General features: G+C 70.8%; 17 protein-coding genes. 7 read left to right on the top strand and 10 right to left on the bottom strand.

Annotation, left to right across the window (positions count from 1 at the left end; translation table 11 throughout):
- The first annotated feature begins 26 nt into the window (after positions 1 to 26).
- Complete coding sequence (gene tesB, locus QOL88_RS14240; protein WP_097216791.1) at positions 27 to 908, top strand: acyl-CoA thioesterase II; 882 nt, start codon at positions 27 to 29, stop codon at positions 906 to 908.
- Here tesB and QOL88_RS14235 read toward each other — a convergent pair.
- Together QOL88_RS14235 and QOL88_RS14230 are read right to left on the bottom strand one after the other, a co-directional pair.
- A complete protein-coding gene (locus QOL88_RS14235) occupies positions 898 to 1,689 on the bottom strand; it encodes a phosphatase (RefSeq protein ID WP_097216790.1) in 792 nt (263 codons plus the stop codon). The two genes, tesB and QOL88_RS14235, sit on opposite strands and share 11 nt — an antisense overlap.
- 93 nt (positions 1,690 to 1,782) lie before the next feature.
- Positions 1,783 to 3,357 (bottom strand): PucR family transcriptional regulator, encoded by a 1,575-nt coding sequence (locus tag QOL88_RS14230; RefSeq protein WP_179878861.1) that lies wholly within the window; start codon positions 3,355 to 3,357, stop codon positions 1,783 to 1,785.
- Between the two features lie 123 nt (positions 3,358 to 3,480).
- Between QOL88_RS14230 and QOL88_RS14225 the strand changes: the two genes are divergently transcribed.
- The 3 genes from QOL88_RS14225 to QOL88_RS14215 all read left to right on the top strand — a co-directional run bounded on the left by QOL88_RS14225 (position 3,481) and on the right by QOL88_RS14215 (position 7,682).
- A complete protein-coding gene (locus QOL88_RS14225) occupies positions 3,481 to 4,953 on the top strand; it encodes a sodium:solute symporter family protein (RefSeq protein WP_097216788.1) in 1,473 nt (490 codons plus the stop codon).
- A gap of 66 nt (positions 4,954 to 5,019) precedes the next feature.
- A complete protein-coding gene (speB, locus tag QOL88_RS14220) occupies positions 5,020 to 6,000 on the top strand; it encodes an agmatinase (RefSeq protein WP_030838119.1) in 981 nt (326 codons plus the stop codon).
- Positions 5,997 to 7,682, top strand: a complete 1,686-nt coding sequence (locus QOL88_RS14215; RefSeq protein WP_097216787.1) for a thiamine pyrophosphate-binding protein — start codon at positions 5,997 to 5,999, stop codon at positions 7,680 to 7,682. Before speB ends, QOL88_RS14215 begins: the two co-directional genes overlap by 4 nt.
- Positions 7,683 to 7,749: 67 nt before the next feature.
- Here the strand turns inward: QOL88_RS14215 and QOL88_RS14210 are convergent, their stop codons facing one another.
- The 3 genes from QOL88_RS14210 to QOL88_RS14200 form a co-directional block, all read right to left on the bottom strand.
- Positions 7,750 to 8,358: a hypothetical protein gene (locus tag QOL88_RS14210; protein WP_097216786.1), complete on the bottom strand. Its 609-nt coding sequence runs from the start codon at positions 8,356 to 8,358 to the stop codon at positions 7,750 to 7,752.
- 180 nt (positions 8,359 to 8,538) lie between these two features.
- Positions 8,539 to 9,159 carry a DUF7691 family protein gene (locus tag QOL88_RS14205; protein WP_179878860.1) on the bottom strand — a complete coding sequence of 207 codons (621 nt, stop codon included), beginning with the start codon at positions 9,157 to 9,159 and terminating at the stop codon, positions 8,539 to 8,541.
- 112 nt (positions 9,160 to 9,271) lie between these two features.
- On the bottom strand, positions 9,272 to 11,464 hold the full coding sequence (locus QOL88_RS14200; protein ID WP_097216785.1) for an ArnT family glycosyltransferase: 2,193 nt from the start codon (positions 11,462 to 11,464) through the stop codon (positions 9,272 to 9,274).
- Between the two features lie 144 nt (positions 11,465 to 11,608).
- Between QOL88_RS14200 and QOL88_RS14195 the strand changes: the two genes are divergently transcribed.
- The 3 genes from QOL88_RS14195 to QOL88_RS14185 all read left to right on the top strand — a co-directional run bounded on the left by QOL88_RS14195 (position 11,609) and on the right by QOL88_RS14185 (position 16,981).
- Positions 11,609 to 12,460 (top strand): serine hydrolase, encoded by an 852-nt coding sequence (locus QOL88_RS14195; RefSeq protein ID WP_097216784.1) that lies wholly within the window; start codon positions 11,609 to 11,611, stop codon positions 12,458 to 12,460.
- Between the two features lie 241 nt (positions 12,461 to 12,701).
- Positions 12,702 to 16,442 carry an ABC transporter ATP-binding protein gene (locus QOL88_RS14190; protein WP_097216783.1) on the top strand — a complete coding sequence of 1,247 codons (3,741 nt, stop codon included), beginning with the start codon at positions 12,702 to 12,704 and terminating at the stop codon, positions 16,440 to 16,442.
- A 149-nt stretch (positions 16,443 to 16,591) separates the two neighbouring features.
- A complete protein-coding gene (locus QOL88_RS14185) occupies positions 16,592 to 16,981 on the top strand; it encodes a hypothetical protein (protein ID WP_097216782.1) in 390 nt (129 codons plus the stop codon).
- A gap of 93 nt (positions 16,982 to 17,074) precedes the next feature.
- On the opposite strand, the gene QOL88_RS14180 is transcribed toward QOL88_RS14185, so the two are convergent.
- Genes QOL88_RS14180 through QOL88_RS14160 form a run of 5 tightly spaced genes read right to left on the bottom strand, consistent with a single transcriptional unit; the run spans position 17,075 to position 23,871 of the window.
- Positions 17,075 to 17,479 (bottom strand): Imm50 family immunity protein, encoded by a 405-nt coding sequence (locus QOL88_RS14180; RefSeq protein ID WP_179878859.1) that lies wholly within the window; start codon positions 17,477 to 17,479, stop codon positions 17,075 to 17,077.
- The gene (locus QOL88_RS14175) at positions 17,466 to 17,969 is read right to left on the bottom strand and encodes an Imm50 family immunity protein (protein WP_179878858.1); all 504 of its coding nucleotides are present in this window, start codon (positions 17,967 to 17,969) and stop codon (positions 17,466 to 17,468) included. The genes QOL88_RS14180 and QOL88_RS14175 overlap by 14 nt, the downstream gene beginning before the upstream one ends.
- A complete protein-coding gene (locus QOL88_RS14170; protein ID WP_097216780.1) occupies positions 17,959 to 22,626 on the bottom strand; it encodes a putative T7SS-secreted protein in 4,668 nt (1,555 codons plus the stop codon). Before QOL88_RS14170 ends, QOL88_RS14175 begins: the two co-directional genes overlap by 11 nt.
- Complete coding sequence (locus QOL88_RS14165; protein WP_097216779.1) at positions 22,626 to 23,306, bottom strand: hypothetical protein; 681 nt, start codon at positions 23,304 to 23,306, stop codon at positions 22,626 to 22,628. Before QOL88_RS14165 ends, QOL88_RS14170 begins: the two co-directional genes overlap by 1 nt.
- Complete coding sequence (locus tag QOL88_RS14160; RefSeq protein ID WP_097222987.1) at positions 23,296 to 23,871, bottom strand: hypothetical protein; 576 nt, start codon at positions 23,869 to 23,871, stop codon at positions 23,296 to 23,298. The genes QOL88_RS14165 and QOL88_RS14160 overlap by 11 nt, the downstream gene beginning before the upstream one ends.
- Positions 23,872 to 23,889 lie beyond the last annotated feature (18 nt).

Genomic DNA, 23,889 nt, shown 5'->3' with positions numbered 1-23,889 from the left:
CGATCACTGGCCGGTACAACGACCCTATGAGCCAGGCACTACAGGACCTCCTCGATCTCCTCGACCTCGAGCAGATCGAGGAGGACATCTTCCGCGGCCGGTCCCGGTCCGCCGTCGTCCCTCGGGTCTTCGGCGGGCAGGTCGCGGCCCAGGCACTCGTCGCCGCCGGGCGCACGGTCCCCGAGGACCGGCCCGCGCACTCGCTGCACGCGTACTTCCTGCGCCCCGGCGACCCCGGCGCGCCCATCGTCTACACCGTCGACCGGATCCGCGACGGCCGCTCCTTCACCACCCGCCGGGTGGTCGCCGTCCAGCACGGCAAGCCGATCTTCCACCTCTCGGCGTCCTTCCAGACGTACGAGGACGGGCTGGATCACCAGGAGCCGATGCCCCTCTCACCCGACCCCGAGAGCCTCCCGACCGGTGCGGAGCGGCTGCGCGGGTACGGGCATCTCGACCCCGTCGTGGTGGAGAAGTTCATCGAGGCCCGCGCCGCCGTCGACCTGCGGTACGTCGACGAGCCGCCGTACGGGACGTTCGGGGAGCCGCGCGAGCCGCACTCGCAGGTGTGGTTCCGCACCAACGGCAAGCTGGCCGACGACCCCCTGCTGCACGTCGTGCTCGCCACGTACGTCTCCGACATGACGCTGCTCGACTCCGTGCTGCTCGCGCACGGGCGCGGCGGCTGGGCCGTCGGGGACGTGGTGGGGGCCTCGCTCGACCACGCGATGTGGTTCCACCGGCCGTTCCGCGCCGACGAGTGGCTGCTGTACGACCAGGAGTCCCCGTCCGCGTACGGCGGCCGGGGACTGGGGCAGGCCCGGATCTACACGCAGGACGGGCGGCTCGCCATCACCGTGATCCAGGAGGGCGTGGTCCGCGTCCCGCGCGATCCGGTCACTGGCTGAGGCCCGCCTCCGCCAGCAGGTACGCCGTCATCGGGTCGTAGTGCCGGGGACTGATCACGTGGTCGTCGAGGGGCACCGTCACCTGCACGGTGCCCTCGGCCTCGGCGATGAAGAGGGCCGGGTCGTTGCAGTCGGCGTAGCCGACGGAGTCGACGCCGTGCTGGCCCGCGTAGCCCGCCCAGCCGTGGTCGGCGACGACCAGGTCGGGCAGCGGGCGCCCCTCGCGCTCCAGGCCCTTCAGGATCGCCTTCATGGGTTCGCCCGAGTGGGTGTGCCACAGGGTGGCGCCGTGCTCCAGGACCGCCACGTCCGCGAACTGCATCACGTAGCCCTCCTCGGTCGTCAGCCCCTCCGGGATGACGACGATCTCGCAGCCGGCCGCGCGCAGCGCCGCCGCGGTCGCGCGGTGCACGTCGAGGAGGCCGCCGGGGTGGCCGGTGGCGAAGAGGACGCGCTGCTGCCCGTCCGCCGCCTTGCGCAGCCGCCCTGCCATCCGCTCAAGCCCGTCGACGGTCAGCTCCGGGTCGATCGTGTCCTGGCCGTACCGGTACTCCGGGTCGTCGTTGACCCCCACCCGCTCCGCCATCACCGCGAGGACGTCCTGCTCGTCGCCCCAGCGGTCGCCGAGTTCCAGCCCGAACCAGTAGTGGCGGTCGCTGTTCGCCAGCTTGCGGTAGTGGGAGAGGTTGTTCTCGCGGGGGGTGGCGACGTCGCCCGCGATGCGCGTCCTGACGAGGTGTTCGACGAGTTCGGCGCGGCTGGGTGTCCCGGATATCGGCATGACATCCATTGTGAGGCAGCCGCCTGTGGGCGTCCCTGGCGTATCGAGCGCTGGGACGTGCGTCACGTACTCAGCGGTACCCCGCTCATGTACTCAGACGTGCCGCAGCGCGAACCAGAGTTCCATCCGTACGTCCGGGTCGTCGAGGTCCGTCGCGAGCAGGGCCGCGCAGCGGGCGACGCGCTGGCGCACGGTGTTGCGGTGCACGGACAGGGCGACGGCCGTGCGGTCCCAGCTGCCGTGCAGGGAGAGCCAGGTGCGCAGGGTCTCGGTGAGCGCGGGGTGGGCCGTGACGGGGGCGAGCAGGGCGTGGGCATGGGCCGCCGCCTCGCCGGGCGGGACCAGGTCGGCGAAGGCGGGGCGTGCGCCGTGCCGGAGCAGCGGGGCGCGGGTGGCACGGGCCCGGGCCAGGGCGCGGGCGGCCTGGGTGTCGGCGGCGGGCCAGTCCTCCGGCTCCACGGCGGCGCTGATGCCCAGGGTCCAGCCGGGCAGCGGGTCGGCCGGCGCCCGGTCGGCAGGGACCAGGACCCGTACGACGTCCCCCGCCGGGTCGATCAGCGCGGACCCGAGCGCGGCGCCGAGCGCGGAGGCCGCGACGGGGTCGGGGGCACCGTCTCCGTCCGGCCGGGCCCGCACGACGACCCACGGCCCGTCGCCGAGCAGCGACGCGACCTCCTCGCGCGGCACGCCGAGCAGCATCCGCACCAGCGCGGAGGAACGGGCGGCCCCGGTGCCGCTCTGCTGCTCGCCGGTGAGCAGCGACAGCAGCACGGCCGCGACGGAGGCGACGGTGTGGTCACCGGGGGTCCGCTGCGCAGCGGCGACCCCGAGCACGAACCCGTGCCCGGCGCCCAGGCTGTAGGCGGCGAGATGCAGCCCGGCGACGGAGTCGGTGGCGGAGGCGGGGGCGGGGCGGCCGGGGTCGGTGGGTGCCGCCGCCGCGGGACGCTCGGACCGGGTCGGGGCGCCGGGCTCGGCCTGCCGTGGCGCGTGGGGCGAGGTGGGGCCGGGCCGCGTCGTCGGCGGCCGCACCACCTCACCCAGCCGCGTCAGCGCCCCCCGCGCCTCGTCCCCGGGCTCCCGCCCCGCTCCCGCGATCTCCGTCCCCTCCGGCCCGTACAGCACCGCCCAGCCGCCCAGCCGCTGGGCGAGTTGGCGGAGGACGGAGGGGACCGGGTCGGGGCGGGACGCGGCGGTGGCGAGGCTCTGCTGGGCCTCGGTGACGCGGCGGAGTTCGGCGAGGCGGGCCCGGGCCATCAGCTGCCAGACCGCGCGGGCCACGCCCGAGAAGGTGGTGCGGGGCGGCACCTCCAGCAGGGGCAGGCCGTGCGAGGCGCAGGCCGCGACCAGGGCCTCCGGCACCGTGTCGTGCACCGGCGCCACCCCGAAGCCGAGGGCGGCCCCGCCCGCGGCCACGATCCGGGAGACGTAGTCGTCGAAGTACGAGGTCCCCGGACCCGCCCCCTCCGGGATGTGCACGCCGGCGCTGAGCAGCAGCTCACCGCCCAGCAGATACGGATAGGGGTCGGCCATCTCCGAGGTGTGCACCCAGTGGACGACGACGCCCTCGGCGGGCGGCCCCGCGAGCTGCCGCAGGCCAAGGTCCTCGCGGGCCAGCAGCGCGGTCAGCGGGACGGGCGGGGTGGGCGGGACCGCCGGATCCGGCATGGTGTGCGTTCCCTCCATCCAGCACCGGCTCCAATGGATGAAACGTACACTTCGCAGTCGCTTTCCGGCCACCTAAGGTCAGTCCTCGTCACCCGCCGGCGACACCGATCGAAGGAGGCCCTCATGGCCGTCGACTACGCCGTCATCGTCGTGTACCTGGCCGGCATGCTGGCCATGGGCTGGTGGGGCATGCGCCGCGCCCGCTCCAAGAGCGAATTCCTCGTGGCGGGCCGCCGCCTCGGCCCGGCCATGTACTCCGGCACCATGGCCGCGATCGTCCTCGGCGGCGCCTCCACCATCGGCGGTGTGGGCCTCGGCTACCAGTACGGCCTGTCCGGCGCCTGGATGGTCTTCACCATCGGCCTCGGGCTGCTCGCCCTGTCCGTCTTCTTCTCCGCCCGCATCGCCCGGCTGAAGGTCTACACCGTCTCCGAGATGCTCGACCTGCGCTACGGCGGCGGGCGCGCCGGGATCATCTCCGGTGTCGTCATGTGGGCGTACACGCTGATGCTCGCGGTCACCTCGACCATCGCGTACGCCACGATCTTCGACGTCCTGTTCGACATGAACCGCACGGTCGCGATCGTCCTCGGCGGCTCGATCGTCGTCGCGTACTCCACCCTCGGCGGCATGTGGTCGATCACCCTGACCGACATGGTGCAGTTCGTCGTGAAGACCATCGGCGTGCTGCTCCTGCTGCTGCCCATCGCCGTCGTGAAGGCGGGCGGCTTCAGCGAGATGAAGGCGCAGCTGCCCACCGCGTACTTCGACCCGCTGGGCATCGGCGGCGAGACGATCTTCACCTACGTGCTGATCTACACCTTCGGCATGCTCATCGGGCAGGACATCTGGCAGCGCGTCTTCACCGCCCGCGGCGACCGGACCGCCAAGTGGGGCGGCACCGTCGCCGGCACGTACTGCCTCGCCTACGCCCTCGCGGGCGCCGTCATCGGCACCGCGGCCAAGGTGCTGTACCCGGGGCTCGGCAGCCCGGACGACGCCTTCGCGACCATCGTCAAGGACGAACTGCCCGTCGGGGTGCGCGGCCTGGTGCTGGCCGCCGCCCTCGCCGCAGTGATGTCGACGTCCTCCGGCGCGCTGATCGCCTGCGCGACCGTCGCCAACAACGACATCTGGTCCCGGCTGCGGGGCCTCGGCAAGGCACCGGCCGAAACCGTGGACGACCATGACGAGGTGACGGGCAACCGTCTCTTCATCCTGGTCATGGGGCTCGCGGTCATCTGCACAGCCATCGCGATCGACAACGTCGTGGAGGCCCTGACCGTCGCCTACAACCTCCTCGTCGGCGGACTGCTGGTGCCGATCCTGGGCGGGCTGGTCTGGAAGCGGGGCACCGTCCACGGCGCTCTCGCCTCGGTCGTGGCCGGCGGACTCGCGGTCATCGTGCTCATGGCGACGTACGGCATCCTCGCCAACGAGCCCGTCTACTACGGCCTGCTCGCCTCCCTCGCCGCCTATCTGGTCGTCTCCCTGGCCACCCCCGCCACCGACGCCGCCGTCCTCACCGCCTGGCGCGAGCGGCTCGCGGGCCGGTCTACCGAACTCGCGTCCGAACCGACCCCCGTGTCCCAGTAGAGTCGTAGAACAAGCAGTACATAGCAGTACACACGCGATGAAGCGTAGGAAAGAGAGCATTTCTTCATGAGCAGCAACGAGACTCCGCGCGGGCCCGTCGACTCCTCCCGCGTCCCCCGGTACGCGGGACCGGCGACCTTCGCCCGGCTGCCCCGGCTGGACGAGGTCGGCCGGGCCGATGTCGCCGTCGTGGGCGTGCCGTTCGACTCGGGCGTCTCGTACCGGCCGGGCGCCCGCTTCGGCGGCAACGCGATCCGTGAGGCGTCCCGGCTGCTGCGCCCGTACAACCCGGCGCAGGACGCCTCCCCGTTCGCCCTCGCCCAGGTCGCGGACGGCGGCGACATCGCCGTGAACCCGTTCAACATCAACGAGGCCGTCGAGACCGTCGAGGCCGCCGCGGACGACCTGCTCGGCACCGGCGCCCGCCTGATGACCCTCGGCGGAGACCACACCATCGCGCTGCCCCTGCTGCGCTCGGTCGCGAAGAAGCACGGCCCCGTCGCCCTGCTGCACTTCGACGCCCACCTCGACACCTGGGACACCTACTTCGGCGCCGAGTACACGCACGGCACCCCGTTCCGCCGCGCGGTCGAGGAGGGCATCCTCGACACCTCCGCCCTGTCCCACGTCGGCACCCGCGGCCCGCTCTACGGCAAGCAGGACCTGACCGACGACGAGAAGATGGGCTTCGGCATCGTCACGTCGGCCGACGTCTACCGGCGTGGCGCCGACGAGGTCGCCGACCAGCTCCGCCAGCGCATCGGCGACCGGCCGCTGTACATCTCCATCGACATCGACTGCCTCGACCCGGCCCACGCCCCCGGCACCGGCACCCCCGAGGCCGGCGGCATGACCTCGCGCGAACTGCTGGAGATCCTGCGCGGCCTGGCATCCTGCAACCTGGTGTCGGCCGACGTCGTCGAGGTGGCCCCCGCGTACGACCACGCGGAGATCACATCGGTGGCGGCGTCCCACACCGCCTACGAACTGACCACGATCATGTCGCGCCAGATCGCCGCGGCCCGGAAGGACTCGGAAGCGAAGTGACTCACGACCACGACCTGGTGCTCCGCCCCACGCCCGCCCAGACGGAGGCCGCCCTCAACCCTCCTCCCGGCCGCAACGGCGGAGACCTGGTCGTGGAGACGCTGGCCGGGCTCGGCGCCACGACCGTCTTCGGGCTGCCCGGCCAGCACGCCCTCGGCATGTTCGACGCGCTGCGCCGCTCGGACCTCAATTACATCGGCCTGCGGGTGGAGAACAACGCCGGGTTCGCGGCGGACGCCTACGGCCGGATCACCGGTGAGGCCGCGCCGCTGCTGCTGTCGACCGGCCCGGGGGCCCTGACCTCCCTGGCCGCTCTCCAGGAGGCGGCGGCGGCCTCCGCGCCCGTGCTGGCGATCAGCAGCCAGGTCCCGACGGCGGGCCTCGGCGGCGGCCGGCACGGCTACCTCCACGAACTCCCGGACCAGGCCGCCTCGTTCCGGGGCGTGGTCAAGTCCGTCCACACCGTCCGCACCCAGTCCCAGATCCCCTCCGCGATCGAGGCGGCCTGGACGTCGGCGCTGACCGCTCCGCACGGCCCGGTGTGGGTGGAGATCCCGCAGGACGTGCTGCTCGCCGAGACGGCGATCCCGGTCGTGACGGGCGGCGACGCCTTCCCCGAGGAGCTGCCGCCGCGCCCCGAACTGACCGCCGTGGCCGCCGATCTGCTGTCCAAGGCGGCCCGTCCGGCGATCATCGCGGGCGGGGGAGTGGTCCGGGCGGACGCCTCCGGCAAGCTGCGGCAGCTGGCGGAGCGGCTCCAAGCGCCGGTCGTCACCACCCCGGGCGGCAAGGGCGCGTTCCCCTGGACCCACCCGCTGTCGCTCCAGTCGTGGATCGAGGACCGGCACACCACCGACTTCCTGGAGGACGCCGACGTCCTCCTGGTCGTCGGCTCCGGCCTCGGTGAACTCTCCTCGAACTACCACACGTTCAAGCCGCGCGGCCGGGTCGTCCAGATCGAGGCCGACCTCGGCAAGCTGGAGTCCAACCACCCGGCGCTGGGCATCCACGCGGACGCCCGCCTCGCGTTGCAGGCGCTGCTGGAGACCGTCCCGGAACGCGAGGACGCGACGGCCGAGGGCCGGGTCCGCGAGGTGCTCGCGAAGGTCGCCGACCGTATCGACTCCCAGGAACTCACCCTGGAGCAGGACGTGCTGGCGTCCGTCCGCAGGGCGCTCCCCGCCAGCTCCCCGTCCTTCTGGGACATGACGATCCTCGCGTACTGGGCCTGGTCGGCCTTCGACGCCAAGGGCCCCAATCACATGCACTCCGCCCAGGGCGCGGGCGGCCTCGGTTACGCCTTCCCCGCCGCACTCGGCGCGGCGGCGGCCGACCCGACCCGGCCGGTCCTCGCCGTCTCCGGCGACGGCGGGGCCCTGTACTCGATCGCCGAGCTGGCGACGGCCCGCCAGTACGACCTGAACGTCACCTGGCTGATCGTGGACGACGGCGGCTACGGCATCCTGCGCGAGTACATGAACGACGCGTTCGGCGAGGCGACGGCGACGGAACTGTCACGGCCCGACTACGTGGCCCTGGCGGAGTCCTTCGGCGTCCCCGGGGTCCGGACGACCCCGGAGAACCTGGAGCAGGACCTCGCCAAGGCGCTCGCGGCGCCCGGGCCCTCGGTGGTCCTGCTCCCGGCCGTGCTGCGGATGTTCGCGCCGACGCACCTGGGGTGAGCGCCGGCCGGGTCCGCAGCGTCCGACGCGCCGCCCGAGGGGCCCGGGCGGGCGACCGCCCGGTCGTCTACAGGCCGTCGCGGACCATCGCGGCGACGATGTGGACGTGGCGGTCGGCGGCCGTGCCCGACCACTCGTTGTCGTAGTTCAGGCCGTAGGGCCAGAAGTGGCCGCCGCCGGTGGAGATCTTGGCGCCCGAGCCGTCGTACTGCTTGACCAGCGCGGTGGCCTGGCCGCCGGTCCAGGTGCCGCTGCCGCCGAGGCGGGACCAGCCCGAGCTGGTGCCCACACCGATGGTGTGGGCGATCTCGTGCAGGGCCGTCCGCTCGCTCATGTAGCTGCGGTTGCTGCCGAAGCGGATCGTGCCGTTGATGTTGCCGTCGGCGGTGGGGACGCCCGGCTCGTAGCGGACGGTGAGGGTCTTGCCCAGGTCGCTGAGGTTGTTGTAGCGGGCCACCGCCGCGTTCATGGCCTTGGTGATGAGGTCGTAGGCCGAGCTCTGGTCCGCCGTGGGGTTGCTCGCGCGGACGAGGGACCAGGTGATGGTGGCCGCCGCGGCGCGGTCCCGGGCGGGGGCGGGGGCGGGCGGAGCCTGGGGGGTGGCGGCCTGGGCGACACCGGGGCCGGCCAGCAGAGCGGCGGTCAGGGCGGCTATGAGGGCCTTGCGTGGGCTCATGTGCGGATCCTCCTGTGGGGGGTGGTCGTCACGAAACTTGCGAAACTTCGCACGACGTTCGGGATCTCGGACAAACTGACGCCGCCGGCCACTCAAATCCCTTGTTCGACGCGGCAGTTGGCGCGCTGTCGACCGCAAGTATCCCGGTGGGAAAGGTGGCGTCAAGAGTTCCGGCAGAGGTCAGTGGAGCCAGAAGAGCAGCGTGTCAGGGTTCGTCCCGAGCTGCCGCGCGCTCTCCCACTCCTCGGCCTCGCACCGCATGGCCTCGACGAACCGGCGGGCCGTGCCCCGGAATTCGGGGTCGAGGCGGTCGCGTACGCGCGTGTAGGCGTCCGCGAGGTCGGCGGCGCGCCGGGCCGGCAGCGTGCCGATCGCGGGCACCGCGTCGCCGGGGTGCGGCAGCCGCAGCGGCGGGCCGCTGAACAGGAACGCGCCCGGGAGGAGGTCGGACGGCACGCCGTGCCGGGCCAGTTCGTCGTCCATGGCGTGGAACCACGTCGGCCGGCGCCAGGCACCGAGGTCGGTGGGGTCGGAGAAGTGCGCCGCGACGGCCTGGTAGAAGGCGTAGCTGTACGCGGGGCAGCGATCGGTGCTCGGGGTGCCGTCGATCAGCTCGTCCAGGGCCCGGCTGATGGAGACGTCGAGGTCGATGCCCTGCTCCCGGAAGCGGGCGTCGGTCCGCTCGCACTCCGTGCGCACCCGGGCGAGTGTGCGCTCCTGCTGCTCGGTCCGCTCCACCGCCGTGAGCAGCCGCACCACCGTTCTCATGTCGCCGGTGCTCATCTCGAGGCAGTAGCCCACCGCTGCGTTTCCCTTCACCCGTTCCCCGGACACCGGTGTACATGATCGGGGACGCGGGAACGGCCCCGGACCGAGGGGCCGGGGCCGTTCGACGGTGTGCGGTCGCGTCGGGTCAGCTGACGTCGGACGCGTCCAGGCGGTAGACGGCCGACTGGCCGGACTGCGAAGAGGATTCGGAGCCGTTGCCGGAGCCCGTACTCGTACTGTTGCTGTAGTCGCTCTCCTTCACCGCCGTTCCGTGCTTCCGCACCCACGCCGTGACCTCGGAGCTGACGGAGGAACCGCCGCCCGGGCCGCCGCCCATGCCGCCGCCGAGCTGGACGTAGTGCAGTTCGCCCTTCTTCACCAGTTCCTTGAGCTTGGTGAGCGTCATCGCCTTGTCGCTGCCGGACCAGCCCCACATCGAGATGACGGGCTCCCCGCTGCTCATGATGAGCTGGGCGGCACCCTGTGAACTCGACACCGCCAGCAGCCACGTGGCGCCGTCCTGGTGCTTCTTGAGGTACGCGATCAGCTCGCTGCTCGCGCCACCGCCCATGCCGCCACCACCGGGGCCGCCCTGCATGCCGCCGGAAGCCTGGCCGCGCTGCGTGCCGCCGGGAGCCTGCTCGCCCTGCGTGCCTTCCGGAGCCTGCCCGCTCTGCGTGCCGCCGGGTGCCTGCCCGCTTTGCCCGGCCGCCGGCATCCCGCCGCCGGGGAAGCCGCCCCCGGCCTGGGTGTTGTCGCCCTGCCGGCCGCCCTCACCGGGACCGCCCGAGCCCCCGCCCGGGATCCCCCGGCCCCCGCCCCCGGGCCCGCCGAAGCCGCTGCCCGTGGTCGGCCCGGCCGTCGGGTTCGTACCGCCCATGCCGCCGCTCGCGCCCGACGACGGAACCGACCAGGCGTACGCCGCCGGACCCGCCACCGCCGCGACGACGGCCGCCGCCACCGACACCGCCAGCAACCGCAGCCGCAGCGCCGAGGCGCCGGAGCGGAAGGCGAACAGCCCCACCACGGCCAGCGCCATGACGACCAGGACGGCCGGCCACAGCCAGGTGTTCCAGCCGGAGGCCCGGCGCAGCAGCACCGCCGCCCAGACGGCCGTGACACCCAGCGCCAGAGGCAGCACCCACACCCACCGCCGGTCCGCGCGGAAGGCCCGCAGCAGCAGCACCCCGCCGCCTCCGCACAGCGCCGCGATGCCCGGGGCGAGCGCGGTCGTGTAATACGGGTGCATGGTGCCCTCGGCCAGGGCGAAGGTCAGGTAGTGCAGTACGGTCCAGCCGCCCCACAGCACGAGCGCGGCCCGGGGGAGGTCCGTGCGCGCGGCACGGCCGCACAGCACCAGCCCGCCGACGAGCGCGATGCCCGCGAAGGGGATCAGCCAGGAGATCTGGCCGCCGAGGATGTCGTTGAACATCCGGCCGAGGCCCGCGGTGCCGGAGAAGCCGCCGCCTCCGCCGCCCCCGCCGTTGCCCTCGCCGCCGAGGATCCGGCCGAGGCCGTTGTAGCCCATGATCAGGTTCCAGGCGGTGCCGTCCGTCGAACCGCCGATGTACGGCCGCTCCGAGGCCGGGACCAGCGACACGGCCGCGGCCCACCAGAAGCTGGAGACGGCCAGCACCACCGCGGCGAGGACCAGATTCACGAGGCGCTTCACCACCGCGGGCTTCGCCGCGTACAGATACACCAGGAACACGGCGGGCAGCGCGATGTACCCCTGGAGCATCTTGGTGTTGAAGGCGAGCCCGAAGCAGGCCGCCGAGCCGAGCAGCGGCAGCAGCCGGCCGTCGCGCGTCGCGCGCAGGGCGAGCGCCGCACCGGCCACCATCAGGAACACCAGCAGTGTGTCGGGGTTGTTGTCCCGGTTGATGGCGACCGTGATCGGGGTCAGGGCCAGCACGAGGGCTGCCACGGCCGCCGCCGCGTGCCCGAACACCCGCTTCACCGAGGAGTGCAGGATCCAGATGGTGCCCAGGGCGGCCACGACCATCGGCGCCATCATCTGCCAGGTGCCGTAGCCGAAGACCCGGCAGGACAGGCCCATGACCATCAGCGCGAGCGGTGGCTTGTCGACGGTGAGGAAGTTCCCGGCGTCCAACGAGCCGAAGAACCAGGCCTTCCAGCTCTCGGTGCCGCTCAGCACGGCGGCGCTGTAGAAGCTGTTGAGGCCGGATCCGGACAGGTTCCAGGAGTACAGCACCGCGGCCAGCGCGAGGATCGCGAGCAGCGCGGGGAGGGACCAACGCGGCGCGGGGGCGGCGTCCTGGGGCGGGGCCGCAGGGGGCTCGGCGGCGCGGAGCTGGGTTTCGGTGGCAGAGGTCACCCGAGCATGGTGGGCAGCCGCGTTGGGAGGCCGCTGTGCCGAAGCTGGCCGCCGCCTGTGAAACCGGGCGGTCTCCGGTAACGACTCGTACAAGCCTTCGCCACCCCTACAACCATTCGCCCGCGTCCGGCAGTCAAGGGGTGCATGACTTCTGGGATATCCCGCCGCGCGAGAGTGCTCGCGGCGGCCGTGGGTACGGGCGTTCTCGTGCCGCTCGTCGCCGCCGCCACGCCCGCCGCCGCTGCCCCGCCGGCCGTGACCTGCACGTCCGCCAAGGCCGGGCTCGCCGCCAAGCTGAAGAAGGACATCACCGCCGCGCTCGCCACCCGCAAGGGCACGGTCGCGGTCGGCCTCTACGACCGCAGCACCGACACGACCTGCACCCTGCGCGCGAGTTCCGCCTACGACTCGGCCAGTGTCGTCAAGGTCACCGTCCTCGCCACGCTGCTGTGGGACGCGAAGAAGACGAACCGGTACCTCACCGACCGCGAGAACACCCTCGCCAAGGCGATGATCACCAAGTCGGACAACGCGGCGACCTCCACCCTGTGGAAGCAGCTCGGCCTGACGAAGATCAAGAACTTCCTCAAGGCCGCCGGTATGACGCAGACCCAGCCCGGCGCGAACGGCTACTGGGGTCTGACGCAGATCACCGTCACCGACGAGCAGAAGCTGCTGAAGCTCCTCACCGCCAAGAACGCGGTCCTCAGCGACAACTCCCGCGCCTACATCGTCAAGCTGATGGGCCAGGTCGTCTCGTCCCAGCGCTGGGGCACCCCGTACGGAGTGCCCTCAGGCGTCTCGGTGGCCGTCAAGAACGGCTGGTTGCAGCGCTCCACGAACGGATGGCGGGTGCACAGCGTCGGCGCGTTCAAGGGCGGCGGCCACGACTACGTGATGACCGTGCTGTCCCACGGCAACAGCACGATGAACTACGGCATCGCCACCATCCAGGCCGTGGCCAAGGTCATCCACAAGGATCTGGCGGCGAGCTGACCGGTTCTAGCCGAGGACGTCCAGGAGCCTCCTGACGATGGCGAGGATGGTGTAGAGCGCGGGGGGAAGAATGTTTTCCATATCCGGGCAAACGACCACAAGGCGGGCTAGTGCCTCTCCGTGTGGCCGACTCACCGGAACGGCCGACCTTCCCTCGGGAGGAATCGTTACGGCGGGATGAAATCCGCCCTCGCGCATGTTGACGCCTTCCGGCAGCTCAGGACGGACGGAAGGCACCGGTGTGACACCGAAACGGGGATGGGCGCGACGACTGTGGGCCTATGCGTGGCGCCACCCGAAGGACGTCGTGCTCGCCCTCGGGTCCTCGCTGGCCGGCATGGCCGTGATGGCCCTCGTCCCGCTGATCACCAAGGTGATCATCGACGACGTCATCAGCGACCACACCAGGGACATGACCACCTGGGCCGGCCTCCTCGTCGCCGCCGCCCTGGTCGTCTACGTCCTCACGTACATCCGCCGTTACTACGGCGGCCGTCTCGCCCTCGACGTCCAGCACGACCTGCGGACCGAGATGTACGGCACCATCACCCGGCTCGACGGCCGCCGCCAGGACGAGCTGTCCACCGGCCAGGTCGTCGGCCGCGCCACCAGCGACCTCCAGCTGATCCAGGGCCTGCTCTTCATGCTCCCGATGACCATCGGGAACTTCATGCTCTTCCTGATCTCCCTGGTGATCATGGCGTGGCTGTCCTGGCCGCTCACCCTGGTCGCCCTGGCCGTCGCGCCCGCCATCTGGTGGATCGCCAAGCGCAGCCGCACCCGGCTGCACCCTTCCACCTGGTACGCCCAGGCCCAGGCCGCCGCCGTCGCGGGCGTGGTCGACGGCGCCGTCAGCGGCGTACGCGTGGTGAAGGGCTTCGGGCAGGAGGAGCAGGAGACCGGCAAGCTCCGGGAGGTCGGCCGCCGGCTGTTCGCGGGCCGGCTGCGCACCGTCCGCCTGAACTCCCTCTACACCCCGGCCCTCCAGGCCGTCCCCGCCCTCGGCCAGGTCGCGATGCTCGCGCTCGGCGGCTGGCTGGCGGTACGCGGGCACATCACGCTCGGTACGTTCGTCGCCTTCTCCACCTACCTCGCCCAGCTGGTCGGCCCGGTCCGCATGCTCGCGGTGGTGCTCACCGTCGGCCAGCAGGCCCGCGCCGGCACCGAGCGCGTCCTGGAGCTGATCGACACCGAGCCGTCGATCGAGGACGGCCACAAGGACCTGCCCGCCGACGCCCCGGCGACGGTCGAGTTCGACGACGTCTCCTTCGGCTACGACGGGGCCCACGGCAAAACCAGTGCCGTCCTGGACGGCCTCTCCTTCGAGATCCAGCCGGGCGAGACCCTCGCCGTGGTCGGTTCCTCCGGCTCCGGCAAGTCCACGGTCTCCCTCCTGCTGCCGCGCTTCTACGACGTCACCCGCGGGGCCGTCCTGGTCGGCGGGCACGATGTGCGCGAGCTGACGACGCAGTCGCTGCGCGCCGCGATCGGCCTCGTCCCCGAGGATTCCTTCCTCTTCTCCGACACGGTCCGCAACAACATCGCCTACGGCCGCCCGGAGGCCACCCAGGAGGAGATCGAGAAGGCCGCCCGCGCCGCCCAGGCGGACCGTTTCATCGCCGAGCTGCCCGACGGCTACGACACCACCGTCGGCGAGCACGGCCTCACCCTCTCCGGCGGTCAGCGCCAGCGCGTCGCCCTGGCCCGCGCCATCCTCAGCGACCCGCGCCTGCTGGTCCTGGACGACGCCACCTCCGCCGTGGACGCGAGGGTCGAGCACGAGATCCACGAGGCGCTGAAGGGCGTCATGCGGGGCCGTACGACCCTGCTGATCGCCCACCGCCGCTCCACCCTGAACCTCGCCGACCGCATCGCCGTCCTGGACGGCGGCCGCCTCGCCGACATCGGCACCCACGAAGAGCTCCAGCGGCGCTCCGCCCTGTACCGGCGCCTGCTCACCGATCCCGACGAGCTGGGCGCGGTCTCCCCGGGCCACACCCCGCCCGCCTGCCCGCAGGAGGACACCTCCGTCCGGGACGAGCTCGACGCCGAGTTCGACGCCGAGCGCGGGATCACGCCACGGCTGTGGACCGGCGACCGCGAGCGCAAGGACCTGGCCCTCGCCGAGAGCCCCGCCACCCCCGAGCTGCTCGCCCAGGTCGAGGCGCTGCCCCCGGCCACCGACGTACCGGACGTCGACGAGGCGAAGGCCGTCCAGCCGGAGGACTCCTACGGCCTGCGCCGGCTGCTGCGCGGCTTCGGGCTGCCGCTGCTGGTCAGCCTCGCCCTGGTCGCCACCGACGCGAGCATGGGCCTGCTGTTGCCCGTGCTGATCCGGCACGGCATCGACTCGGGCGTCACCCAGGCCGCGCTCGGCGCGGTGTGGGCGGCGGCCCTGCTCGGGCTGCTGACGGTGGCCGTGCAATGGGCGGCCCAGATCGGCGAGACCCGGATGACCGGCCGTACCGGCGAGCGGGTCCTGTACTCGCTGCGGCTGAAGATCTTCTCCCAGCTCCAGCGCCTCGGGCTCGACTACTACGAGCGCGAGCTGACCGGGCGGATCATGACCCGGATGACCACCGACGTGGACGCGCTGTCGACGTTCCTCCAGACGGGCCTGGTCACGGCCTTCGTCTCGGTCGTCACCTTCTTCGGGATCATGGTCGCGCTGCTGGTGATCGACGTGGAGCTGGCACTGGTCGTCTTCGCGACGCTGCCGCCGCTGATCATCGCCACGTTCTTCTTCCGCCGGGCGAGCGTGAAGGCGTACGAGCTGGCCCGCGAACGCGTGTCGGTGGTCAACGCCGACCTCCAGGAGTCGGTGTCCGGGCTGCGGATCGTGCAGGCCTTCCGGCGCGAGCGGGACGGCGGGCGGCGGTTCACCGAGCGCAGCGACAGCTACCGCGAGGCCCGCATCCGGGGCCAGTGGCTGATCTCGGTGTACTTCCCGTTCGTGCAGTTCCTGTCGTCGGTGGCCGCGGCGGCCGTGCTGATCGTGGGCGGGGCCCGGGTCGACGACGGGACGCTCGCGATCGGCTCGCTGGTGGCGTACCTGCTCTACATCGATCTGTTCTTCGCGCCCGTGCAGCAGCTCTCCCAGGTCTTCGACGGCTACCAGCAGGCGACCGTGTCGCTGGGCCGCATCCAGGAGCTGCTCCAGGAGCCGACGTCGACGAAGTCCGCCGACGAGCCCATGGAGGTCCTGTCCCTGCGGGGCGAGATCGCCTTCGAGGACGTGCGCTTCGCCTACGGCGCCGCCGACGAGGGCGAGGCGGCCCTGGGCGGAGTCGACCTGCGCATCCCCGCCGGGCAGACCGTCGCCTTCGTCGGCGAGACCGGCGCGGGCAAGTCGACCCTCGTCAAGCTCGTGGCCCGCTTCTACGACCCCACCGGCGGCCGGGTCACCGTCGACGGCACCGATCTGCGGGCCCTCGACCTCACCTCGTACCGGCACCGTCTGGGAGTCGTCCCGCAGGAGGCGTACCTCTTCCAGGGCACCGTCCGCGACGCCATCGCCTACGGCCGCCCGGACGCCACCGACGCCGAGGTCGAGGCGGCGGCTCGGGCGGTCGGCGCGCACGACATGATCGCCACGCTGGACGGCGGGTATCTCCACGAGGTCGCCGAGCGGGGGCGCAACCTGTCCGCCGGGCAGCGCCAGCTGATCGCGCTGGCCCGCGCCGAGCTGGTCGACCCGGACGTGTTGCTGCTCGACGAGGCCACGGCCGCCCTGGACCTGGCCACGGAGGCCCAGGTCAACCAGGCCACCGACCGCCTGGCCGGCCGCCGCACCACGCTCGTGGTCGCCCACCGCCTCACCACCGCCGCCCGCGCCGACCGGGTCGTCGTCATGGACCACGGCCGGGTCATCGAGGACGGCACGCACGAGGAGCTCCTCGCGCGCGAGGGCCGGTACGCGGAGCTGTGGCGGACGTTCATCGGCGCACCCGAACCGGAGGAGCCGGTCGGCGTGTCCCGCTGACGGGTGAACTCGAGGGCGCCCTCACGGCCCATCCCGAACGCCGCGCCGGGCCGCGTTTTCGCAACACTCGCGCAACCGTCCGACCTACGTCATGCGTCCGTACGTGCGTACGCCGATGGTCGCGGACGACGCGGTACGGGAGGACGACAGTGCACAGTGGAGCGATACGCCGGCGGCTCGCGCTCGGGCTGGCCGTGCTGACCGCGTCCGGACTGCTCGCCGTCGCGGCGCCGGGTGACGCCCAGGCCGCCACCGCGCTCTGCCCCGGTCGCAAGGTCCGTACCCTGCCGTTCTCCACCGGGACCGTGCTCGTCTACAAGCGCGGCGGCTACGTCTGCGCAGTCACCCTCCCCAAGAGGCCCGGCGCCGCGCAGAAGATGTCGGTGAGCGTGCAGGCGCGCGGCAACCGGCCCGTCGTCGACGAGGGCAAGTACGCCCACCACGCGGGCCCGGTGACCGTGCACGCCGGACGCCGCTGCGTCTGGCTCAAGGGGCAGGTCGGCAGGGGGAAGTTCAGCTCCGGCTGGATCCTCTGCTGAACGCGCGCCGTTATCTTCTTCGCGGTCCTGCAAGAGGGCCGCCGGCCTCCGGGCCCGGCATGACTGGTGCTCCGGCAACCAGCCCGAGAGAGGTCACTCCGCAGCGGCTCTGTACGCGTGCGTATGAGTCACAGAGGCCGCGTCGGCCAGGAATTTGACGACAGACCCGACCTCCTCGATGGAGACCATGATTCCACCGCCAAGCTGGTGGGCCAACACGACGTTCTTGTGTCCTGGTGGACCCCAGCCGTCGACAAGCAAGTCATGCACACCAGTGAACTTGATGTAGAACTCCAGGGTGTTGTGCCCCTTCGCCAGCCACTCATCCGACGGACGCGAAGGCCATGCCTTGGTACTGAATCCCAGTGTTGCGGAGGAATCCCGCTCATCGATATGCACGTAAGAAACTTCGCAGGAATTCAGCGGCGGGGGCGCAGGATAAAAGTCCGCGAGGCCAGCCTGGTCCACGATCATTCCGGCCCACTCAGATGCGTTCATAAAAGGCCCTCTCGCTCGTGTCTGGAATTCCAGAATGGCGAATTCCGTCGATTCGACGCAGGAATTGATGTCGCCCTCCGTCCGAACCATCCGCCTGCCTCGCGAATGCACTGAAATGGCCGATCAGGGCAGTGCCTGAGCTGGTGAATTCCAAGCGCATTCCAGTGCCCGTCACACGGACACGTGTCCTTCGTTCTGCATTGATCGGGGTCACATCGATGCGAGCAATGACGGGAGGGTTCCAACCTTGAAGGCGGATGTGCTCCACGGCCAGGAACTGAAGCTGGCACTGAACTGTGTCCAATCCCGCCCGCCGCCACGCTTCTGGTGGCTCGTCCGGAAAGTCTGGCAGGTCCATCCGCAAGGTTACCGCGGGTCCTCGCCAGTTGAGATTTACAGACCGAAGCCTGACATTGTGCAGCGAGGGGAGGCCGTCACTGTACAAAGTGCGCAACAGCTCAGCATTCGCCACCAGAAGATCATCTGTCATAGTAATAATGCTCCTCGCAGCCCGGGATTTGTCCATTGCGCGTGTCCTCGAAAGGCCTTACGTGAACGTGCGGCCCCTGGTATCCGGGTTCACCGGGCTTTTGATGCCCGAACCAATGATCCTGGAACACCACGAGGTCCTGCCCGTTCGGGTGTTCGTACACCTCCTCCGTGTACCAGATCGGCTGATGGTCGTCACCCATCAACTGCTTCGCCCCTTGCCATTCCGGCGTAGTGGCAGGTACATAGTTATTCACGTCGATGGGCTCCGCACCGTCCGGGATTCCAGCGTCTCGCAACGCCTGGGCCTTCGCATCACCCAGGTTACGTCCAACACGATTCGCCTTGGGGCAGTCAGCCGGCGCGAGGCCAAGGGGGTCGGCCCAGGTATGCGGATTGAGGACGTAGGCGACAGGGTTGGGGGCCGGCGCGAGTCCGAGAGGATCGGTCGTAAGGTAACGAGCAGTTTCGGGGTCATACTGTCGAAAACAGTTGTAGTGAAGGCCGGTTTCAGGGTCGTAGTACTGTCCCGGAAAACGAAGCGGTGTGTAGGCGGTGCTGTCTTCTGCCCAGGCGGTGGTGCCCCAGAGGGTGCTACGGGTGCGCCATGCGATGTCGCCACACTCGTCGATGAGTTCGGTGGGAGTGCCGACGACGTCGGTGACGATCGCGAAGAAGCGGGAGTCGATTTCCTCCTGCGGGGCGTCAGCCGAGGTGATGCGTTCGACCTGGCATACCGGGCGAAAGCCTTGATGGTCCCATGTGAGAGTGACCGGGTTCGGAAATGTCGGAGAACTGGTCCTCTGCTCACACAAGGTCCTGCCGTCCCACGTGAAATTCACGCACTCGACGACCGCGTCACCGTCCTTCGCCAGGCGGAGCTTCGTCGTGCGGCGGCCCAGGGGGTCGTACGTGTAGCGCCAGCGCGTGCCGTCCGGAGTCGTCACCGAGGTGAGGCGGTCCTCCGCGTCCCATTCGTAGCGCCAGGTGTCCGGCTTGCGGGACAGGCGGGTCTTCTGGCGCAGGGTGATGCGGCCGAGGGCGTCGTGTTCGTAGCGAATGTTGCCGGCTCGGGTGATGCGGGTGCCCACATACTCGCGGGTGCCGGTCGCCTCACCGCCGGGATGGGATGTCGGCCAGTGTGCCGCCGTCTGGTTGCCCGCCGCGTCGTAGGCGTACGTCTCCGACCAGTTCGCTGCGTGGACCGCCGTCACGCGGCCCGTCGCGTCCAGGTCGAAGCGGCGGGAGCCGGCGAGGTGGTCGTCGATGCCGATCAGGTTGCCGTCGGCGCGGTAGGTGTAGGAGCGGTGTTGCACGGCATGGTCGCCGGTGCCCGTTACCGACTGGGTGGTCAGGCGGCCCAGGGGGTCGAAGGTGTGCTCCAGGGCGACCGTCTCGCCGATGCGGCGGGTCAGTTCGCGGCCTGCCGGGTCATAGGTGATGTCGATGGAGCGGCCTGAGGCCACCATGCCGGTGCGGCGGCCCGCGGCGTCGTACGACCATGTCGTCGTCGCGCCGGTCGGGGTCGTACGGCCCGTGCGGCGGCCCAGCTCGTCGTAGGTGTAGGTCATCGTGCGGCCGTCGACCGTCTCCGAGCGCAGGCGGCCGAAGCGGTCGCGCAGGAGGGTCAGGCGTGTGCCGTCCGAGCCGATGGCCTCGGCGAGCTGGTCGGTCATGTCGTACGCGTACGTCGTGACCCGTCCTGCGGCGTCCTTGCGGATCACCTGGCCCAGCTCGTTGTGCTCGAACTGCGTCACCTCGTCGAGCGCGTTCCTCCGGGAGGTCAGACGGTCGGCCGGGTCGTAGGTGTAGGTGAGCGTGCGGTCGTCGAAGTCCGTCTCCGTGATGAGGCGTCCGGCTGCGTCGTACTCGTAGTTCCACGTCAGGCCTTGCGGGTTGGTGACCTTCGTCAGCCGCAGTTCGAGGTCGTGGTCGAAGTCGTAGCGCACGCCGTCCGGGCCGGTACGGGCGGTCAGCAGGTCGAAGTGGGTGTACTCGAAGCGGGAGACCCCGCCGATCGGGTCGGTGTGGGTGGTGCAGTTGCCCTCGCCGTCGTACGTCCATGACTCCGTCGAGCCGTCGGCAGCGGTACGGCGGGTCAGGTGGCCCTCCACCGTCCACTCCAGGCGGGTCACGGCGCCCGTGGGGTCCGTGAGGGTGACCGGGCGGCCGAAGGCGTCGCGTTGGTAGCGGGTGGTCGCGCCGAGGGGGGCCGTGATCTGAAGGGGGAGGCCGGCGCGGTCGGACACGATCGTGGTCGTGTGGCCCAGCGGATCGGTTACGGAGGTGACGTGGCCCGCATCGTTGTGGGTGAAGTGCGTGGTCCGGCCCGACGGCGCGGTCACCGAGGTGCGGTTGCCCCGGTCGTCGTACGTCTGGCGGACCACCGTGCCGTCGGAGTTCACCACCTTCACCGGCAGGCCGAGTTCGTTGTACTCCGCCCTTGCCTCGCGGCCGTCCGGGCGGATCAGCGTGAGGAGGTTGCCGGACTCGTCGTAGTGGAACGTGGTGCGGTGGCCGAGAGGGTCGGTGCGGGAGAGGAGGCGGTGGTAGCGGTCGCGTTCGAAGCGGGTGACCGCGCCGAGCGGGTCGGTCTCGGCGACGATCTGACAGGCGTCGTTGACGACGTAACGCCGGGTGTGCCCCTCGGCGGTGGTCGTGGTCGTCACGCGCAGGCCGGTCTCCGGGTCCGTCTCGTCGTAGGACAGGCGCAGGGTCATGTGGCCGTGCGTGCCGCCCTCGGCGACGCAGCGGTCCTGGTCGTCGTACTCGTACGTGTAGCCGCGGTCGTTGGTGTCCGTCCAGGCGGTTACGCGGCCGAGCTCATCGTAGGTGAAACGGAGAGGTCGGCCTGAGGAGTTGATGACCTCGGTGAGGTGGCCGTCCGTGTAGGCGTAGCGCTTCAGCTCCTCGCCCGTGGCGGCGAGATGGAGGGCCGTCACGCGGCCCGCCCCTGTGGTGACACGGACGTGGTAGCCGCCGCTGGAGATCACGGCCAGCGGGGTGCCTTCGGCGTCGTACTCGAAGGTGATCCAGTTGCCGTGGCGGTCGTCGATCTGTTCCAGGACCGCCAGGTCGTCGGTGCGGTCGGCGAAGTGCCAGACGCGGTGGGTGGTGGGGTCGGTGACCGTGTAGCCACCGTTCTCGCGGTCCAGCGGCCATCGCGGGCCGTGGGAGGGAAGCGTGGGGAGGCCCGGGGCCGGGTGCGGGTAGGTCAGGAGCAGGCCGTCCTCGGTGACGAGGACGACACCCTCGGAGTCGATCTCCAGACGCTGGTCGAGCGTGGACGACCAGGAGGGGCCGAACCACCGGCCGTAGTGGTATCCCGACGCCACCCGCCGCCTGAAGACGAGGGGCAGGGCGCCTGGCAGCACCACGTCGGTCTGCGGCAGGTACATCTTGCCGGTGGTGAGGTCGACCGGGTCCGTGGGATCGTGCTCGACCTTCTCCCGCGGGTTCGGGGTGTCGTGCTGCTCCGGGTGCCTTCTGGCGGCGTCCGCCGCGCCCTTGGCTTCCCTGCTCGCCGCCCCCTCCATCCCCTCCTTCACCGCGGCCCGCAGCCCGCCCCGGGCCAACCCCAGCCCCTTGGTGCCGATCAACTCCGGGATCAGACGGCCGATGCCCTCGGACGGATCCTTCTTGAAGCCCTCCCACGCGGACTTCACCACACGCTCGGGATGCGCGGCAGTGGAGACGAGACCCGAGAGCGTCATGCTGACGTTCTGGAGGTACTCGGCGGGATGCGTGATGTTGTAGCCGTCCAGCGGGTTCAGGCCCCGTGCGAAGTTGACCAGGCCCGCGCCCCCCTTCACCACACCCCCTGCCACATGCAGGATCTCGGTGTTGAGCGCTATGTACCCGTCCTCCGCGTTGGCCCGGAGGCGGTCCAGCGCGGGCGGCTCGGCCGGCGCGTGCGCGAGGGCGGCCTGCACGGAAGACGCCGCGGTGCGGCCGGCGTCGTTGCGCTGGCGGCGGGCCTCGGCGAGGATCTCGCGGGCGCGCTTGATGTCGGCGGTGCCCGGATCCTTGAAGGGCTCGGGACGCGGGCCCGGGTCCTCGTCCGTCTTCAGCTTGGCGTTGTAGGCGTCGACGCGCTTGTTGTAGGAGTCGACCGCGTCGTCCGACGCCTTCCTGCCCTTCTTGTACAGGTCGATGGCGTCCTGGGCCTGACCCTGCGCCCACTTGACCGTGTCGGCGAAGTCCTGCAAAGCCTTGGCCGCCTTCTCACAGGCGTCCGCCGCGTGCAGCCACTTGGTCGGGTGCATGGCGAACTTCTCGCGGAACGTGTCGGCGGCCTCGCCCTTCCAGTGCGAGGAGTCCAGCTTCCGCATCCCGTCGCCGACCTTGTCGAAGGCCTTTTGGAAGTCCTTCAGGTGCGAGGCGGACGCCCGGATGGTGCCCGGGTTGCCGTGGATCAGCTCGTTCGCCTGCTCGCTCTGCCCGAGTTGCTGCTCACCCGGCGTGGCACCGAGGTCCGAGGCCAGTTCGTCGCCGAAGTCCTCGACCTTGTCGGCCCAGCCCTCGGCACCGACTTTCTCCAGACCCGCACCAATCAGGTCAGTGCCCTTGTCGATGCCCTCACCGACAAGCTTCTTACCCGCGTCCCAACCGTCCTCGAACTTGTCCAGACCCCCGTTGACGAAGTCACCGAAGCCCATCAGCCGGTCTCCCCACCCTGCTGTCGCGGTTGTAGATGCTGCTGCTCAGCCCGCTCTTCGGCGGAGGGGCCGAAAGCAGCGTCCATGAAGGTCTCGTACTGCTCGTCACTCACACCCGCGGCCTGCTGAACGTTCAGCGGACCGGGTATCGGGCCGGACATCGCCTGCGAGGTCATCACATCGCGGCTCGCATCCATCCAGCCCTGCTTGCTGTTGTCCCACGCCCGCTCGAAGGAATCACCGCTGTAGTCCGGGTTCCTGAGCGAGTCCATACCGGTGCCGGCGATCTGGCGCCAGCCCATCTGCGTGACCTCATCCTCAGAGGCATACGGGTTGCCCATCAGGGAGTTGACGCCGATCTTCAGGGCGCCCTCCACGTACTGATCCGTCTCGTGCAACGTGCCCGCAGAGAGGCCCACGTTCTGCGCGAAGAGGTTGCCCTCGATCACAAGGCCACGCACGCCCCACTCCCAGCGCTCACAGAACGACTTGAACGCCGAGGTCAGCCCCTCGTGCCCCAACTCTAGTCCGGACAGCGCGAGTTCCTCGAAGCCACGGCCGGAACCGGCGAGACTGTCCATGCCGAGCTCTTTCAACTCGGAGAGGGTCATCGTGATGCCCTGCGCGATGACCTCAAGGCCGATCGCCTGGAGATCCCTGCCGCCCGTTTCACCGCTCACCGCGGTCCTCCCCGTCCACCGTCTCCGCGTCCACCGCGGCCTCATCCGGCACGATCCCCGCCACCGGCGGGAACAGCACGCCGTCCCGGTCACTGCCCACGTCCAACGCCACCCCGGTCGGCACCCCCGTCGCCGGAACACCGGCATCCAGCAACCGCGCCCCCAACACCCGCCGGTACTCCCACTCCCGCGAGCCTTCACCCCTCGCGACCGCGAACCGGGCCAACGCCGGCTCGTCCGAGAAGGCGTAGATCCAGCGGATGCCGCCATAGTCCCCGACCAAGGGGGCCTCATCCTCGTCGAGCGGTACGAGTACGGGTGTACGACGGAACTCCCCCAGCAGCGCGGAGAACTCACGGCGGGCACGGGCGACGTCGTCCGCGCTACCCAGGGAGGGGGCCACGGCGGTCGGCTGTATGGCAGGCCCCATCAAGGGGCCATGCGATGGCGATTCAACGCTGCCCCCCGGCGCCTGCCCGACCTCGTCGTCCGGATCAGCCTTCTCCAGGTAGTCATACAGCCTGGACCTGGACACCTCCGGGCTGCCGCCCCCGCCTTCAGCCATGCCCGGGATCATCACATC

It is taken from the genome of Streptomyces sp. Ag82_O1-12 (assembly GCF_900182715.1).
GTDB lineage: Bacteria > Actinomycetota > Actinomycetes > Streptomycetales > Streptomycetaceae > Streptomyces > Streptomyces massasporeus.
The sequence above is the reverse complement of the archived record's forward strand: the minus strand, read 5'-3'. Positions and strand labels throughout refer to the sequence as shown.

Excerpts from the sequence above, each read along its gene's own strand:
- QOL88_RS14195 (WP_097216784.1), top strand. The coding sequence starts at position 11,609 with ATGACTTCTGGGATATCCCGCCGCGCGAGAGTGCTCGCGGCGGCCGTG.
- QOL88_RS14170 (WP_097216780.1), bottom strand. The coding sequence starts at position 22,626 with ATGGGCTTCGGTGACTTCGTCAACGGGGGTCTGGACAAGTTCGAGGAC.
- QOL88_RS14175 (WP_179878858.1), bottom strand. The coding sequence starts at position 17,969 with ATGACAGATGATCTTCTGGTGGCGAATGCTGAGCTGTTGCGCACTTTG.
- QOL88_RS14210 (WP_097216786.1), bottom strand. The coding sequence starts at position 8,358 with ATGAGCCCACGCAAGGCCCTCATAGCCGCCCTGACCGCCGCTCTGCTG.
- speB (WP_030838119.1), top strand. The coding sequence starts at position 5,020 with ATGAGCAGCAACGAGACTCCGCGCGGGCCCGTCGACTCCTCCCGCGTC.
- QOL88_RS14160 (WP_097222987.1), bottom strand. The coding sequence starts at position 23,871 with ATGGCTGAAGGCGGGGGCGGCAGCCCGGAGGTGTCCAGGTCCAGGCTG.
- QOL88_RS14235 (WP_097216790.1), bottom strand. The coding sequence starts at position 1,689 with ATGCCGATATCCGGGACACCCAGCCGCGCCGAACTCGTCGAACACCTC.
- QOL88_RS14230 (WP_179878861.1), bottom strand. The coding sequence starts at position 3,357 with ATGCCGGATCCGGCGGTCCCGCCCACCCCGCCCGTCCCGCTGACCGCG.
- QOL88_RS14180 (WP_179878859.1), bottom strand. The coding sequence starts at position 17,479 with ATGAACGCATCTGAGTGGGCCGGAATGATCGTGGACCAGGCTGGCCTC.
- QOL88_RS14225 (WP_097216788.1), top strand. The coding sequence starts at position 3,481 with ATGGCCGTCGACTACGCCGTCATCGTCGTGTACCTGGCCGGCATGCTG.
- tesB (WP_097216791.1), top strand. The coding sequence starts at position 27 with ATGAGCCAGGCACTACAGGACCTCCTCGATCTCCTCGACCTCGAGCAG.